Here is a 16086-nt window from a genome sequence, read left to right as displayed (position 1 = left end):
GGGGAACAGGCCCGGAGGGGGAACGATGAAATCCGGCTTATCCACTGGTGTGTCCACCGTGCAACCCTACCTTCGGCCTCGTGCGGAGCCCCGGGAACCCTCGCGGGACCCGCGGAGATTGACCTGGCTCCAGTCGCGCTTGGAGCGCAGCCGGAACCGGGCGAACAGGCGGCGCAACCGGCCAGCCGACGCACTCGCCGTGGCGAGGGACGCCAGTGCCTGGGCCCAGGTCTCGTCAACGGCCTCGTCGTCGATCTGGCGACCGCCGAACACCGCGCTGTCGACGGCGTCGGCCACGGGCACCAGCCGGTGGGCCGCCACGACCTCGGCCGCGTCGATGAGGTTCAGCGTTCGGGCCGGAGCAGACCGGGCCGGCTTCGTCCGGGGTACCGCCGGCGCGGCAGCGGCCGGCGCGTCAGAGGGTGTCTCGTCCACCGGGGCAACGCCCGCCGGCTCCAGACGTGCCGGTTCGACATCTGCCGGCTCGGCACTCGTCAGCTCGGCACTCGTCAACTCAGCACTCGTCAACTCAGCACCGGCCGCCTCGGGCCGGGTGGAGAGCTGAGCGATGAGCTGGCTGTCCAGGCTCGCAGCCACCTGGCGGCGGGTGGAGTCGCGGGGCACGTCGTAGCCGAGCTCGGCGAAACCGTCGGTCAGTTCCGACCAGGCCCCGGCGGCGCGCTGATCGCCCGTTCCCCGGGTCTTGCGCCGGCGCCGGCGCCGGGACTTGAGCAGCGCCACGATGAGCAATGGGAGGCCCAGGAGCAGCAGCGGGATGCCGACGACGCCGATGGCGATCCACGCCCAGACGGGCAGTACGAAGTCCTTGTCCTTGGTCTCGTTCTTGGTGTCGTCGATCTCCACGGCAGTGAGCAGGTCGTCGGCCTCGTTGTCCATGCGTGGGGGCTGGCGCACCTGCGGCTGCGGCTCGGTCTTGGGCTTCGGGGTCTGGTCCTGGGGCACATCCGTCTGATCGGGGGTCGGGTAGAAGGGCACCCAGCCGATCCCCTCGAACGCGACTTCCACCCAGGCTGTCACATCGGTACCGGTGACCTCCACGCTCGCGGCGTCCTCGGCCACCTCGGGTGCGAAGCCCATGACCACGCGGGCCGGGTAGTTCAGGCTGCGGGCCATCAGGGCCATGGCCGCCGCGTACTGCTCTTCATCGCCCACCATCTGGGTGCGGGTGAAGAGCTCGTTCAGCCGGTCGGCGCCGTGACCGGCCCGGGATGGGATACCGTCGGAGGCCAGGCCGTGGCTGAGGAAGCCCTTGGTCTTCAGGGACTGTTCGATGGCGCGCAGACTGTCGATGGGGGTGTCGGTGCCGCCGGAGAATTCGATGGCCTTGGCCACGACGACATCCGGGATGTTCTGCACGGCCGGCAGGGTGACATCGGCGACGGGAACGTTCTGGAGGTCTTCGTCGCGGTAGGTCTGCTGCAACTGGGCGTTCACGGTGTACTCGTAGCCGGGTTCCACCCCGCTCGTGAGCACGGCGGTACCGCTGTCGCTGTTGTAACGCAGGCTCTCTGACTCGGCCTGGCTGCCGGCGTCGTCGAAGTCCACCGTGGTCGGGTAGCCCACACCGGGCAGCCAGACATCCTCGTAGCCGAGCACGTCGATGGTGACCGTGCTGTCCTGGATGCTGGTGGCCAGCGCGGGCGCAGGGATGGTGCGTCCCACGAGCCGGAAGCTGCCGGACCCGCCGACGAGGGTGTCGGGCGCGGCCACGTTCCACAGCTTGCCGTCGTAGGCGTCCATGCTGGCCAGCCGCAACACCTCGCCGGGCTTGAGGCCCGTCACGGTGAACAGCGGGGTGTCGGCCAGCGTCTTGGTGTACTGGCGGAAGCCCGCAAGCGGGCTGGAGAACTCCAACGGGTCGAACGGCGGCTGGATCTCCTCGCGCAGCACGAACCGGTCCTTCGGGTTCGGGGCGAGGAAGCCGCCGACGAGGGCGCCGATGAGCACCGCACCGAGCATGACGGTGGCCGTGCCGATGAGCTTGCGGCGGAAGAGCCGGCGGGTGCCGGCCGCATCCGCGCCGGAGAGGGCGGCGCCCGAGCGGCCGGCGGAGCCCTGGTTGCTGCGCCGCCAGCCGATCCAGACGATGGCGACGACGGCGAACGCCACACCGCGCAGGCCCGCGAAGTAGGTCTGATCGGTGCCCATCAGGATGCCGGTGAGGTACAGCAGCACCGGGCCGACGAGCAGCAGGCCCGTGCGCCACACCGTTCGGCGGTGCCGGGGCAGCCAGCGGCTGGCGAGCATGGTGGCGACCAGCGCGACCAGCCAGGCCGCGAAGTACGGCAGCACCGGCATGTAGTACGGGGCCTCGACGGGGGTGCCGAGGGTGACGATGTCGGCCCAGCCGAAGACCGCGCCGAGGGCGAGACCGGCGGTGGACGAGACGCTGGGCAGCACGCCCAGCAGGGCCTCGCCGGGCATGGTGAACGGGGTGCCGAGGAGGAAATAGACCAGGATCGCCAGGAGGACGTTGGTGACGACGCCCAACCGCAGGGCGTAGCCGAGAACGGCGGCGCCGGTGCCCACGATCAGGCCGCCGAGCCCCGCCACGAGGAAGTTGTAGTCACCGAAGGAGGTCTCCAGGCCCAGGACCCCGAGGAGCGAGAGCAGGCTGAGCACCGCGACATCCGCCCAGGCCGCGGACGGGAACGCGCGCAGGGCGGCCAGCCGGGCCCGGACCGGGCCGGGCGAGGCCGGTGCGGTCGTGCTCTGCGGCGTCGAGGTGCGCGGGGTGGGATCTGAACGGCTCATCGGTGTACCCGTCGGAGGAGTTTGGGCAGATCGGCCAGATCGCCGATGGTGACGACGGTGAGGCCGGACACTGTGGACAACCGGGACTGCGCGCCCGGCTCGATCCGGAAGGCGAGCGTGGTCGCATCCTTGCCGAACAGGGTCTGCGCGGCGCGGAACTCGGTGAGGTCGATCGTGGAGCCTGCGACGATCATCACGACACTGGGCGGCGGGAGCCGGCGGGTGGCGGCGCGGGCGAACTCGCGCAGGCCCGGAAAGAGGTCGCTCACCGGTTCGATGCGGGACGAGTCGTCGAGCAGAGCCACCGGGGTGGCGGTCCGCAGGGCCAGCTTCTCGCTCACGACGCTCAGTCCGGTGCCGTCGCGGATGACGCGCAGGGCCAACGAGGCCGTGACCGAGACGGCCAGCTCGAACTCGTCCTCGGAGGCGTAATAGCGGTTCTCGGCGCTGTGCACGAGGGTGAGTTGGGTGCGCCGGGTCTCTTCGAACTGGCGCACCATGAGCTGGCCGGTGCGCGCGGAGGTGCGCCAGTGCACATTACGCAGGGCGTCGCCGGGTTCGTAGGCGCGCAGGGCGTGGAAGGAGATGTCGTCGCTGGTGATCTTCTTGGTGATCTCGCCCTCGAGGTCTCGCATCAGGCCGGCGGCCGAGGAGGCGATCCGGGTGGTCACCGGGTGCACGAACAGCTCGACGGCTTCGGTCCAGCGCACCGTGCGGCGCAGCAGGCCGAGCTGGTCCCCGCGCACCGAGATGGCGGGCCCGGCCACGATGACGGCGCGGCGGTGGGTGGGCACGGCGAAGAGCTCGTCGTGTTCGGCCGCCGGCGCGAGGCCGGGGATCACGAATTCCGCCAGACCGCTGCCCACGGGCAGTTCCATCCGGGCCGGCAGCAGGGCGCGTTCGCCGGAGTTGGTGACGGTCATCTGGCCAAGGGCCCGCTCCCCCGCCACCACACGGTGCGGGTTGAGCTGCAGGTCGACGCTGTAGGTGGCCCGCCCCACGATGAACGGCACGGCGACCACGAGCGCCGCGAGGAGTGTGCTGGCCAGATAGGTGAATTCCACCCAGCCGAACATCACGCTCACGACGAAGGCGAGCACAGCCACCAGGAACACCAAGCGTCCGGCCGGGCCGACCACGTCGGTGACCGGGCGGATGCGCGCCAGCACGAGTGCGGCCAGCTGCCGGGCCAGGCGCCACACATTGGCGGCAGCCGCCCCGAGCGCGCGCCCCAGCGACCTCAGGGCGTGGACGGCCGGAGAGGGTCTCTGGGGGGAACGCTCGGTGCGGAGCGTCATGCGGCGCGGAAGGCGGGAGGAGCTACCTCGACCAGGATGCGGTTGACGATCTCTTCGGCCGTGACGCCGGCGAAGTCGGCCTCGGGGTCGACCATGATGCGGTGGGCCAGCACGGGCACGGCGAGGTCGCGGATGTCGTCGGGGGTGACAAAGGTGCGCCCCTGGGACAGCGCCCAGGTCTTGGCGGCGCGGGCGAGAGCCAGGGCGCCGCGCATGCTGACGCCGAGGGTGGAGGACACGTCGGTGCGGGTGGCGGTGACGATCTCGTTGAGGTAGCCGAGCACCGCGGCGTCGACGAAGACCTCTGAGGCCAGCTGCGCCATGGTCACGACGGAGCTGGACGCGATGATGGGCGTGATGCCGGCATCCCGTGCACGGTTCGAGGAGTCGAGCAGCAGCGTGACCGCGGTGTCATGGTCCGGGTAACCGAGGGAGGTCTTGAACAGGAACCGGTCCAACTGCGCCTCGGGCAGCGTGTAGGTGCCGGCCTGCTCGACGGGGTTCTGCGTGGCGATGACCATGAACGGGCTGCCCACCTCGTGGCTGACGCCGTCGACGGTGACCCGGCCCTCCTCCATGACCTCCAGCAGCGCCGACTGGGTCTTGGGGCTGGCCCGGTTGATCTCGTCGGCCAGCACGATGGACGCGAAGATCGGTCCCTTGTGGAACTCGAAGACACCCTTGCCCTGGTCGTAGATGGTCACACCGGTGACGTCGGAGGGCAGCAGGTCGGGCGTGAACTGGATGCGCGAGTGCGTGCCGTCCAGTGTGTTCGCCAGGGCCTTGGCGAGCACGGTCTTGCCCGTTCCGGGGAAGTCCTCCAGCAGCACGTGGCCGTTGGTGAGCATGGCGGCGACGACGAGCCGGATCACGTGCTCCTTGCCCAGAATGGCCTGCTCGACGTTACCCACGAGCTTGCCGAACGCCTCGGCGAACCAGTCTGCCTGTTCCTGTGTGACGCTCATTCGATGGTGTCCGTTCTGTTGGTCGTGGTCAGGTCGATCGGGCTGGAGGGCATCACATGGAATTCCATTGCGCCCCGCTGATCGTGTTGCTGTAGAACACTGCGCCGTCGCGCACCCGGGTGAGCCGAACGCGGATCTGCTCGTCTGCAGGGCGACTACCCAGTGTGTTGGTGATCTCGACGGTGCCACCGGTGCCGAGTGAGTAGACGCTGTTGGTCAGCGTGCCGGTGGACACCTCGGTGGTGATCCGGTAGTCACCAGCCTCGAAATTGGAATACGCGACGTTCACCCGAGCGCACACTGCAGTGCTGGGGCAGCCGTCTACGGCGACGGCGCGGCCCTTCTGGATGGTTGCGCTCGGCGGCGGCGGCGGCGGGCTCGGCTGCGGTGTGGCGACATCGGACGATGTCCAGTCTCCGCAACCACGCGCATTACAGGCCTGCACCCGGTACTGGTACGGCTCGTTGACGTTTCCGGTGGCCGACGCCGTCCGGGCGCCGCTCGTGGACCCGTTCGCGGCGCTGCCCGAGATCCACTCGTAGTTGTAGCTCGACACACCGCGGCCGCCGTCGCTGCCGGGTGCTGCCCAGCTCAGGCTGAGCTCTCCGGTGCCCTGGCCGGGCGCCTTGAGGGTTGCGGAGGCGGGCGCCCCTGGACGCCCGTACGGCGTGATGGTGGCGCTCGCCGCCGATGCGGTCGAATCGCCCATCGCATTGTGGGCGGTCACGGTGAAGGCGTAGCTGGAGCCGTTGCTCAGCCCCGTGATCGAGTGGGTGCCCGCCTGAGGAACGTCCAGCGAACCGCCACCAGTCCAGGCGATGGTGTATCCGGTGATCGGCGAGTTGTTCGACGAGGGGGCCGTGAAGCTCACGGTGGCGCTCCCGTCGCCCTCCACGGCCTGCGGCCGGTTGGGGGCGTCCGGATTGTCGCGGATCACGAAGGTGATGCGCGCCTGGGTCTGGCGGGCAGGGTCTTTGGTAGCGTCCTGGATGCGGTAAACCACGGTAAGGGTGCCGGTGGCGCCCGAGCCGGTTTTCACCGTCACCCCTGAAGCGGTATTGCTCACCGACGCGGTGCCCACCTGCTGTTCGATGGCGGCGGAGAGAACCGTGAGGGGTTTGCCATCCTGGGCGAACGGGTTGTAGTCGTTGTCGAGCACGGGCACGGTGATGGAGGTGCTCGGCCTGGTCTCGATGCCGGCGCCGTTGGGCCCGGCGTCGTCGACGGCTTTCGGCAGGGGCCGGGTCGAGGAGACCACGCTCACGTCCACCGATCCGGGGACCGTGAACTCCTTGTAGGTGACCGTGAACGTCAGTGTGACCTTGGTGCCCGGTTGGGTGCCCAGCGGGGCCGAGACCACGAGGTTGGCGCCGTCGAGGGTCGCCGCGACAGTAGAGGTGGTGCCGGCCAGCGAACCGTAGCTGAGCTTCTCGATGATGGCCGGATTCGGGTGCCCGCTGGAGGAGCGCAGGTTGACGATCGTCGCAGCCTCCCCGGCCTGCACGGTGACCTTGGGCGGGGTGAAGGTGGGCGCGACGTCTTCGAAGTTGGGGTCGCCGACCGTGATCGGGATGGTCAGCGTCGCCTGGCGTCCCTTCGGGTCATCGGCGCCGGCGCCGTCGGTGACGACGAAGGTGACGGATGCGGGGCCTCGGTAGTCGCGGGCCGCGACGAAGTTGAGGGTGCCGCCGCCGCTCACGGGGTTGGAGCCGTCGCTGTTCGTGGCGGTGGCGCTGAGCAGCAGCGCAGGCTTGCCGGAGGGCACCTCGACGATGTCGGCGAGGCTCCAGGACTTGGAGCCGTTCATCTTGACGACCTGCGGCCCGATGTCACGCAGGAACGGCGGCGGGAACTGCTCTTCCTCGGGCGTGGGCACGGTGGAGGGCTGGTTGGCCGGTTCGGCTTTGGGCGTGGGCGGCACGATGATGAACGCAGTCGCGCTGAGCTTGTCGACGTCGTTGGTGAGCCGGTAGGCAATGGCCTGGCGCTGCGCGGAGGGTTCGACGCGTACGGTGCCGTCGGTGCGCAGGTCCGCGTTCGCCGCGTTGGGGCCTTCGAGGCTGATCACGAGGTCCTCGATGAGGCCGCTGGGGTTCTCCGCGCCGTCGAGAACGGGCACGTCGATGGGTTCACCGGCCAGAACCTCCTCGGCTGTGACGAAGTGGTCGATCGCGACCGGATACTGCGCCTTGGCGTCCTCGGTCACCTTGACCTGCACGAACGCCGTGTCGGCGCCGCCGTGTCCATTGGTGATCTCATAGCGCAGCGTGTAGGTGCCCTCCTCGACCGGGGCCTCCACGATGACGCGGCTGCCGTCGACCTTGGCGATCAGGCCCGGGTCCACCTCGGGCAGCTTCTTCGTCAGGGTGAGCTTGTATCCGTTCGGGTCGGAGTCGTTCAGGACCACGGGGATCGACCCGGTGCGGCCGGGCTTGATTTCGATGGCGTCATCCACCGCGTTCGGCGGCAGCAGCTCAACGGGGCGGGGAATGACGCCGATGCGCACGGTGCCCTCGGCCGTCGCACCGAGGGTGTCGGCCACCTGATACGTGAAGGCGTCGGTTCCGGCGGTGCCGGGGAAGGCCTCGTAGACGAAGTAGTCGCTGCCCTGGTCGACGATGCGGCCGAGTTCCGGAGTCGACGTGACCGCGGTGAGGTAGACGGAGTCGCCGTCGGGGTCGATGCCGTCCAACGGCACCTGCACCTTGATGGTGGAGTCCGCGAACGTGCGCATGGTCAGCGGCAGCGGGGTCGGCGGGCGGTTGCCGGCGTCATCCGGACCGATGACCGTGAAGCGCACGGTCGCCGTGGCCGTTTCGGCGAATGCGTCGCTGATCCGGTACGCCACGCTGTAGGCGCCGGGTTGGTCGGGGGCCTGGAAGCGCACGCTGTTGCCGGACACGAACGCCAGGCCTCCCACGTCCTCGGTGTCGGTGAGGTCGGGGTCCACGGTCATCGTGGCGGAGTCGGGGTGGTAGTCGTTGTCGAGCACCGGGACGGTGACGATGTCGCCCGCGCGGACGGACACGGTGTCATCGACCGCGACCGGCGGCTGATGCTTGATCAACGGCGGCACCGGCACCACCGTCACGCCGGCCGTCGACGACCCCTCGCCATCGCTGATCGTGTAGGTGAACTGCACCTGCTGCGTCAACGCCGCGGATGCCGTCACGCGCAACACCGTGTTCGTGAGGATCTCCACCGTGACAAGGTCATCCGTGGTGCTCAGATCCACCGACTGCACCGCCAGCACCCGGCCGCTGGGCGACACATCGTTATCCAACACCGGAATCGTCACCGGCTCACCCGCCCGCAAATACGCGGTGTCCTTCACCGCGATCGGCGGCAACACCTCATCCGGGTCCTCCACCACATCCACCCGGATCAAACCCACACTCGACGCCGCCCCGGCACCCAGACTGTACGTGAAGACGTAACTGCCCGCCTTGCCCGACGACACCGCAACCGTGCCGCGCTCCAGATTCGCCACCGCAGTCACATCGTTGGGAACCTCATTCACCCCGATCAACGCCAGAGGCGCCCCCGACGGCGTCACATCATTCTTCAACGGCTCGATCAACGCCGTCTCCCCCACGAACACCGTCGTGAAATCCGGAGTCCCCACCGGGTTCAACGACCCCGCCGCCTTCACATCCACCGTCAACACACCCGTGGCCGTGAGAGTGCCGTCCGACACCACGAACTGCACCTCCTTCACACCCAACTCCGCCGTCTTGGACTCGAACGTGACAAAACCCTCCGGACCGAACCGCACCCCATCGCCCGTCGTCGGCGACGCCGACACCAGGTAAATGTCATCGCCGTCCGGATCAATCCAATCCGACAACACGTTGTAACTGACCAGCTGACCCTGCTCCACACTGATCGCACCGACCCGGTTCGACACCGGCGCCACATTCTGATCCAACGGACGCATCGACACATCCACCTGCGCCTCAGCCACCGCACCCCGACCATCGGCCACCGTGTACCGGAACGACACCGTCCCCGCCACCGCCACCGCCGGCGTGAACTGCAACGCCCGCCCACCATCAATGAAATCCAACCGACCCTGCGACGCCGAAAAACCACTCACATTCGTCACCGTCAACACATCACCATCAGGATCCGTGTCGTTCTCCAACACCGGCAACACCGTCGTCTTACCCGGCCGCACCCCATACTCATCATCCCGAGCCAACGGCGCCCGATTCACAGTCGTCCGCTCCGCCAGAGTGTCCTCGAACGACTGCTGCGCCGCCTTCTCCGTCCCGTCCTCAGCCTCTTCCTCCTCCGGCGGAGTCACCTCTTCCCAGTTCTCCACCAAGCGCATATTCGAATCAACCAACCACACATTCCCGTTCGACAGGTTGTTCAACGCGATCACATCCCGGTTCACCCGGAACTCCAACACCGACCCCCGCGTCGGCTGCTCAATCGTCTCCCGCAGCACCTCGGCACCATCGCACGCGGCAAGGTACCGCTGGGCTCCGCCCCAGGCGCCATGCGCACACCCGTTCAACCACACCGGGGAAGAAACTCCGGCTGGGTCGGTCACAGTGCTGGCAAGCTCGGCGTCGACGGCCACGATGTTGCTGCCGTCGGTGTCGCCGTCGAAAGGAATCTCGAGCAGGGACTTGCCCGTGGCCACGAGGACCGAATCATGTTCGGCCCCGGACTGCTGCAGCTTGACCGCACCGTCCGGCAGCTCGATGGCCGTCCCGTCGACGATGAGGGTGCCGTTTTCGGTGTCGAGCAGCACAGGCTTCTCGCCGACAGCGGCGATCTGGAAATCTCCGAGTTCGGGAAGATCGCTCTTCACCGGCGCGGGGTCTTCGGCCGTGGGGTCGAAGGCGCTGAGGGTGCGGTCCTTGCTCGAGGCGCCGAAGACGACACCCTCGGGCGACACGGCGATGTGGCCGCCCTTACCCAGGCTGAGCACCGGATCGGTGGCCTTCGGGTCGAAGCTCAACTCACCCGCCGCATTGATCACCCACACATCACCAGACGGCGCCATCACCGCGATCGAATCACCGCCGTAGACCATCTCGGACCCAGGCGCCACATCCACCCGCTCACCCAACGTCGTGAACGCCGGATCGATCCGCTCGATCGACCCCACACTCTCATCGACGAGGAAAACATCATCGCCATCCTGCAACACATCGAACGCACTCGAGGCCGCATTGACCGAGCCGTTCAACTCCTCGATCTGCCGGTTCAACCGACCCGCCAACAACTGCTTACCGTTGGTCACCCAGACATCCCGCGCCGCAAGATCCACATCCGTCACCGGAAAACCCTCGTGCAACACCGCAAACGTCAACGGCACACCCGCCAACACCGACAACACCACCACAGACGCCGACATCCGCCGACCACGCAACCACGAACTGAGGGTCCCCACCCGTGTCCCCCTCGTAGCTGTTGCCTGTACTGAAATGCGGTGCTGCGCAATTGCTGCTGTGCCCACTCGTGCGGGCCGGACTCGCCGACGCCGGGACTAATGGCACTGCCCCCTGACCGGCTTTTACGCTAGCACGCAAACGGGTGCCACCCGCATGGGGAGCGCTGCCCATGCGGGTGTGTTCATCAGCAGTTCGGAATCGGCGAGCCGTGATGGACAGCGCTGCCCCGGGTCAGCAGTTCCCGATGTTCTGCCAGTCCGGACGTGACGTGTCGGCCGACGGGATGAACCAGCCGTTGTAGCTTCCGTCTTCCGTGAGGAAGTAGAAGTAGTGCACCCCGCGTCGCACCGAGTGGCACACCGCATCGATGACCGTGCCAGGCTGCACGTATCCGCTGGGATTCATGGTGCATCCCCTCGACGCGTTCGTGACGTTGGTGTCGTAGGACTCCTGGTTTTCCGGGCAGGTAGTCCTGGTCACGGTGGCGGCGTTGCTGCTGGGCGCCCAGGGCGGCGGCGGCGTCGTGGGGGTCGCCGCGTCGGAGGTGGTCCAGGCGCCGCAGCCGCGCGCGTTACAGGCCTTGACCTGGAAACGGTACCGCTCGTTCGCGTTGCCGGTGGCGGATGCGGTGCGGTCGGCGGCCGAGCCGCCGCTGACTCCGGTGCCTTCCAGCCACGTGTACTCGTAGCTCGTGACGCCGCGACCGCCGGTGCTCCCGGGGGTCGCCCAGCTGAGTCCGAGTGCGCCGTTGCCCGTGTTGGAGGCGGTGAGCTTGGCGCTGGCGGGCGCGCCCGGTACTCCGTAGGGCGTGACGGTGCTGCTGGGTGCCGATACCGTCGACGTGCCCTTGGCGTTGTGGGCGACCACCCGGAAGGCGTAGTTAGACCCATTGGTCAGCCCGGTGATGTCGTAGCTGGTCGCGTCGGTGACGTCCTTGCTGCCGCCGCCGGTCCAGCTGATGGTGTAGCCGGTGATGGGCGAGTTGTTCGACGACGGGGCGGTGAAGCTCACGGTGGCCATCCCGTCCCCCTCGGCGGCGGCCGGTGCATTGGGCGCGTCCGGGCGGTCGCGGATGACCAGGGTGATGCGTCCCTGGGTGGCGCGGGCCGGATCCCGGGTGGCGTCCTGGATGCGATACACCGCGGTGAGGGTTCCGGTGGCGCCTGGCCCGGTGGTGATGGTGACGCCGCCGGCGGTGAAGGCGACGGATGCCTTTCCGCCGCTGACGTCCTGTTCGAGGGCGGCGGAGACGACGGTGAGCGGTTTGCCGTCCTGGGCGAACGGGTTGTAGTCGTTGTCGAGGACAGCCACCTGCACGGTCGAGCTCGGCGTGGTCTCGATGCCGGTGCCGTTGGGTCCGGCGTCATCGACGGCCTGGGCCAGGGCGCGGCTGGAGGAGACGACGGTGACGGTGACGGAGCCCGGCACCGTGAACTCCTTGTAGGTGACCGTGAACGTCAGCGTGACCTTGGTGCCGGGTTGGGTGCCGAGCGGAGCCGAGACCGAGAGGGAGCCGCCGTCGAGCGTGGCCGCGACATCCGCCGTCGCTCCGGCCAGCCCGCCGTAGCTGAGCTTGTCGATGATGTCAGGGTTCGGGTGCCCGCTGGAGGAACGCAGGTTCACGACCTGGGCGGCCTCGCCCGCTTCGACGGTCACCTTGGGCGGGGTGAAGGTGGGCGCGACGTCTTCGAAGTCGGGGTCGCCGACCGTGATCGGGATGGTCAGCGTCGCCTGGCGTCCCTTCGGGTCGCCGGCGCCGGTGCCGTCGGTGACGACAAAGGTGACGGATGCGGGGCCTCGGTAGTCGCGGGCGGCGACGAAGCTCAGCGACGCGGACCCGGTCATGGCGTTCGAGCCGTCGCTGTTCGTGGCGGTCGCGCTGAGCAGCAGGGCGGGCTTGCCGGAGGGCACCTCGACGATGTCGGCGAGGCTCCAGGACTTGGAACCGTTCATCTTGACGACCTGCGGACCGATATCGCGCAGGAACGGCGGCGGGAACTGCTCTTCCTCGGGCGTGGGCTCGGTGGAGGGCTGATTCGACGGTTGGGCCGGTTCGTTCGTCGGCGTGGGCGGCACGATGATGAACGCCGTGGCACCGAGCTTGTCGATCTCGTTGGTGAGCCGGTAGGCGATGGCCTGCCGGTCATCCGACGGCTTGACGCGAACCGTACCGTCCGCCTGGATGGTGCCCGACCCGGTGTTGGGGCCTTCGAGGCTGATCACGAGGTCCTCGATGAGGCCGCTGGGGTTCTCCGCGCCGTCGAGAACGGGCACGTCGATGGGCGTGCCGGCGAGGACCTCTTCGGGTTCGACGAAGTGGTCGATCGCGACCGGGTACTGCGGCTTGGCGTCCTCGGTCACCTTGACCTGCACGAACGCCGTGTCGGCGCCGCCGTGCCCGTTGGTGATCTCATAGCGCAGCGTGTAGGTGCCCTCCTCGACCGGGGCCTCCACGATGACGCGGCTGCCGTCGACCTTCGCGGTCAGGCCCGGGTCCACCTCGGGCAGCTTCTTCGTCAGGGTGAGCTTGTACCCGTTCGGGTCGGAGTCGTTCAGGACCACGGGGATCGACCCGGTGCGGCCGGGCTTGATCTCGATGGCGTCATCCACCGCGTTCGGCGGCAGCAACTCGACCGGTCGCGCGATCACGCCGATGCGCACGGTGCCCTCGGCCGTCGCACCGAGAGTGTCGGCGACCTGGTAGGTGAACACGTCGGTTCCCGCGGTGCCCGGGTAAGCCTCGTAGATGAAGTAGTCGCTGCCCTGGTCGACGATGCGGCCCAGGGTGGGAGCGCTCGTCACTGCGGTGAGGTAGACGGAGTCGCCGTCGGGGTCGATGCCGTCCAACGGCACCTGCACCTTGATGGTGGAGTCCGCGAAGGTACGCATGGTCAGCGGTACGGGTGTCGGCGCCTGATTACCGGCGTCGTCGGGACCGATCACGGTGAAGCGCACCGTGGCGGTCGCGGTCTCCTGGAAGGCATCCGTGATCGTGTAGACGACACTGTAGCCGCCGGGCTCTGTCGGGGCCTGGAAACGCACCTGGTTGCCCGTGACGAAGGCCAGTCCGCCGGCGTTGGCCGTGTCGGCCAGTTCCGGAAGCACCGTGAGGGTGGCGGAGTCGGGGTGGTAGTCGTTGTCGAGCACCGGGACGGTGACGATGTCGCCCGCGCGGACGGACACGGTGTCATCGACCGCGACCGGCGGCTGATGCTTGATCAACGGCGGCACCGGCACCACCGTCACGCCGGCCGTCGACGACCCCTCGCCATCGCTGATCGTGTAGGTGAACTGCACCTGCTGCGTCAACGCCGCGGATGCCGTCACGCGCAACACCGTGTTCGTGAGGATCTCCACCGTGACAAGGTCATCCGTGGTGCTCAGATCCACCGACTGCACCGCCAGCACCCGGCCGCTGGGCGACACATCGTTATCCAACACCGGAATCGTCACCGGCTCACCCGCCCGCAAATACGCGGTGTCCTTCACCGCGATCGGCGGCAACACCTCATCCGGGTCCTCCACCACATCCACCCGGATCAAACCCACACTCGACGCCGCCCCGGCACCCAGACTGTACGTGAAGACGTAACTGCCCGCCTTGCCCGACGACACCGCAACCGTGCCGCGCTCCAGATTCGCCACCGCAGTCACATCGTTGGGAACCTCATTCACCCCGATCAACGCCAGAGGCGCCCCCGACGGCGTCACATCATTCTTCAACGGCTCGATCAACGCCGTCTCCCCCACGAACACCGTCGTGAAATCCGGAGTCCCCACCGGGTTCAACGACCCCGCCGCCTTCACATCCACCGTCAACACACCCGTGGCCGTGAGAGTGCCGTCCGACACCACGAACTGCACCTCCTTCACACCCAACTCCGCCGTCTTGGACTCGAACGTGACAAAACCCTCCGGACCGAACCGCACCCCATCGCCCGTCGTCGGCGACGCCGACACCAGGTAAATGTCATCGCCGTCCGGATCAATCCAATCCGACAACACGTTGTAACTGACCAGCTGACCCTGCTCCACACTGATCGCACCGACCCGGTTCGACACCGGCGCCACATTCTGATCCAACGGACGCATCGACACATCCACCTGCGCCTCAGCCACCGCACCCCGACCATCGGCCACCGTGTACCGGAACGACACCGTCCCCGCCACCGCCACCGCCGGCGTGAACTGCAACGCCCGCCCACCATCAATGAAATCCAACCGACCCTGCGACGCCGAAAAACCACTCACATTCGTCACCGTCAACACATCACCATCAGGATCCGTGTCGTTCTCCAACACCGGCAACACCGTCGTCTTACCCGGCCGCACCCCATACTCATCATCCCGAGCCAACGGCGCCCGATTCACAGTCGTCCGCTCCGCCAGAGTGTCCTCGAACGACTGCTGCGCCGCCTTCTCCGTCCCGTCCTCAGCCTCTTCCTCCTCCGGCGGAGTCACCTCTTCCCAGTTCTCCACCAAGCGCATATTCGAATCAACCAACCACACATTCCCGTTCGACAGGTTGTTCAACGCGATCACATCCCGGTTCACCCGGAACTCCAACACCGACCCCCGCGTCGGCTGCTCAATCGTCTCCGTCAACACGTCGCTGGAGTCACAGGCGGCCACATACCGCTGCACACCGCCCCACGCACCGTGCGCACACCCGTTCAACCACACCGGAGAGGAGACCCCGGCAGGATCGGTCTCCGCCTTCTCGATGGAAGCGTCGATAGTCACGACATCCGAACCGTCCTCGGCACCGTCGAGGGGGATTTCCAGTAGCTCGGCGCCGGTGGCCACGATGGCGCGCTCGTTGTCGGCGCCGGACTGCTGCAGCTTCATGGTTCCCGACGGCACCGTCAGGGTCTTGCCGTCGACGAGGACGCGGTCCTTCCCCGGCTCCAGGATGACGGGAGTCTCCCCGACGGCGGCGATCTGGAAGTCGCCGAGGTCGGGCAGCTCGCTCGTGGTGGGTTCTGACCCGTCTTGTGCGGTGGGGTCGTAGCGGGACAGGGTCTTCTCGGCGGCGGAGGCGCCGAAGACGACACCGTCGGGCGACACGGCGATGTGGCCGCCCTTACCCAGGCTGAGCACCGGATCGGTGGCCTTCGGGTCGAAGCTCAACTCACCCGCCGCATTGATCACCCACACATCACCAGACGGCGCCATCACCGCGATCGAATCACCGCCATAGACCATCTCGGACCCAGGCGCCACATCCACCCGCTCACCCAACGTCGTGAACGCCGGATCGATCCGCTCGATCGACCCCACACTCTCATCGACGAGGAAAACATCATCGCCATCCTGCAACACATCGAACGCACTCGAGGCCGCATTGACCGAGCCGTTCAACTCCTCGATCTGCCGGTTCAACCGACCCGCCAGAAGCTGCTTACCGTTGGTCACCCAGACATCCCGCGCCGCAAGATCCACATCCGTCACCGGAAAACCCTCGTGCAACACCGCAAACGTCAACGGCACACCCGCCAACACCGACAACACCACCACAGACGCCGACATCCGCCGACCACGCAACCACGAACTGAGGGTCCCCACCCGTTATCCCCTCGTGTGTTGCCGGTCCGCTTGTAACCGAGGCCCGGCCGCAGGACCCGTGCCCGTCATCCGCTG

The 16086-nt window shown here is 67.7% G+C and carries 5 protein-coding genes; all 5 read right to left on the bottom strand.

Going from position 1 to position 16086, the window contains the following annotated elements; genetic code table 11:
• Positions 1-66: 66 nt before the first annotated feature.
• Entirely contained in the window at positions 67-2775 is a 2709-nt protein-coding gene (locus DOE79_RS19925) for a transglutaminase TgpA family protein (RefSeq protein ID WP_120339990.1), read from the bottom strand.
• Entirely contained in the window at positions 2772-4073 is a 1302-nt protein-coding gene (locus DOE79_RS19920; RefSeq protein ID WP_120339989.1) for a DUF58 domain-containing protein, read from the bottom strand. The genes DOE79_RS19925 and DOE79_RS19920 overlap by 4 nt, the downstream gene beginning before the upstream one ends.
• Positions 4070-5038, bottom strand: coding sequence for an AAA family ATPase (locus DOE79_RS19915; RefSeq protein WP_120339988.1), 969 nt, complete (start codon positions 5036-5038; stop codon positions 4070-4072). The genes DOE79_RS19920 and DOE79_RS19915 overlap by 4 nt, the downstream gene beginning before the upstream one ends.
• A gap of 52 nt (positions 5039-5090) precedes the next feature.
• Positions 5091-10409, bottom strand: a complete 5319-nt coding sequence (locus DOE79_RS19910; RefSeq protein ID WP_162942862.1) for an Ig-like domain-containing protein — start codon at positions 10407-10409, stop codon at positions 5091-5093.
• A 268-nt stretch (positions 10410-10677) separates the two neighbouring features.
• Positions 10678-15975: an Ig-like domain-containing protein gene (locus DOE79_RS21095; RefSeq protein WP_120339986.1), complete on the bottom strand. Its 5298-nt coding sequence runs from the start codon at positions 15973-15975 to the stop codon at positions 10678-10680.
• Positions 15976-16086 lie beyond the last annotated feature (111 nt).

The organism is Cryobacterium soli (assembly GCF_003611035.1).
Classification (GTDB): Bacteria; Actinomycetota; Actinomycetes; order Actinomycetales; family Microbacteriaceae; genus Cryobacterium; species Cryobacterium soli.
The sequence above is the reverse complement of the archived record's forward strand: the minus strand, read 5'-3'. Positions and strand labels throughout refer to the sequence as shown.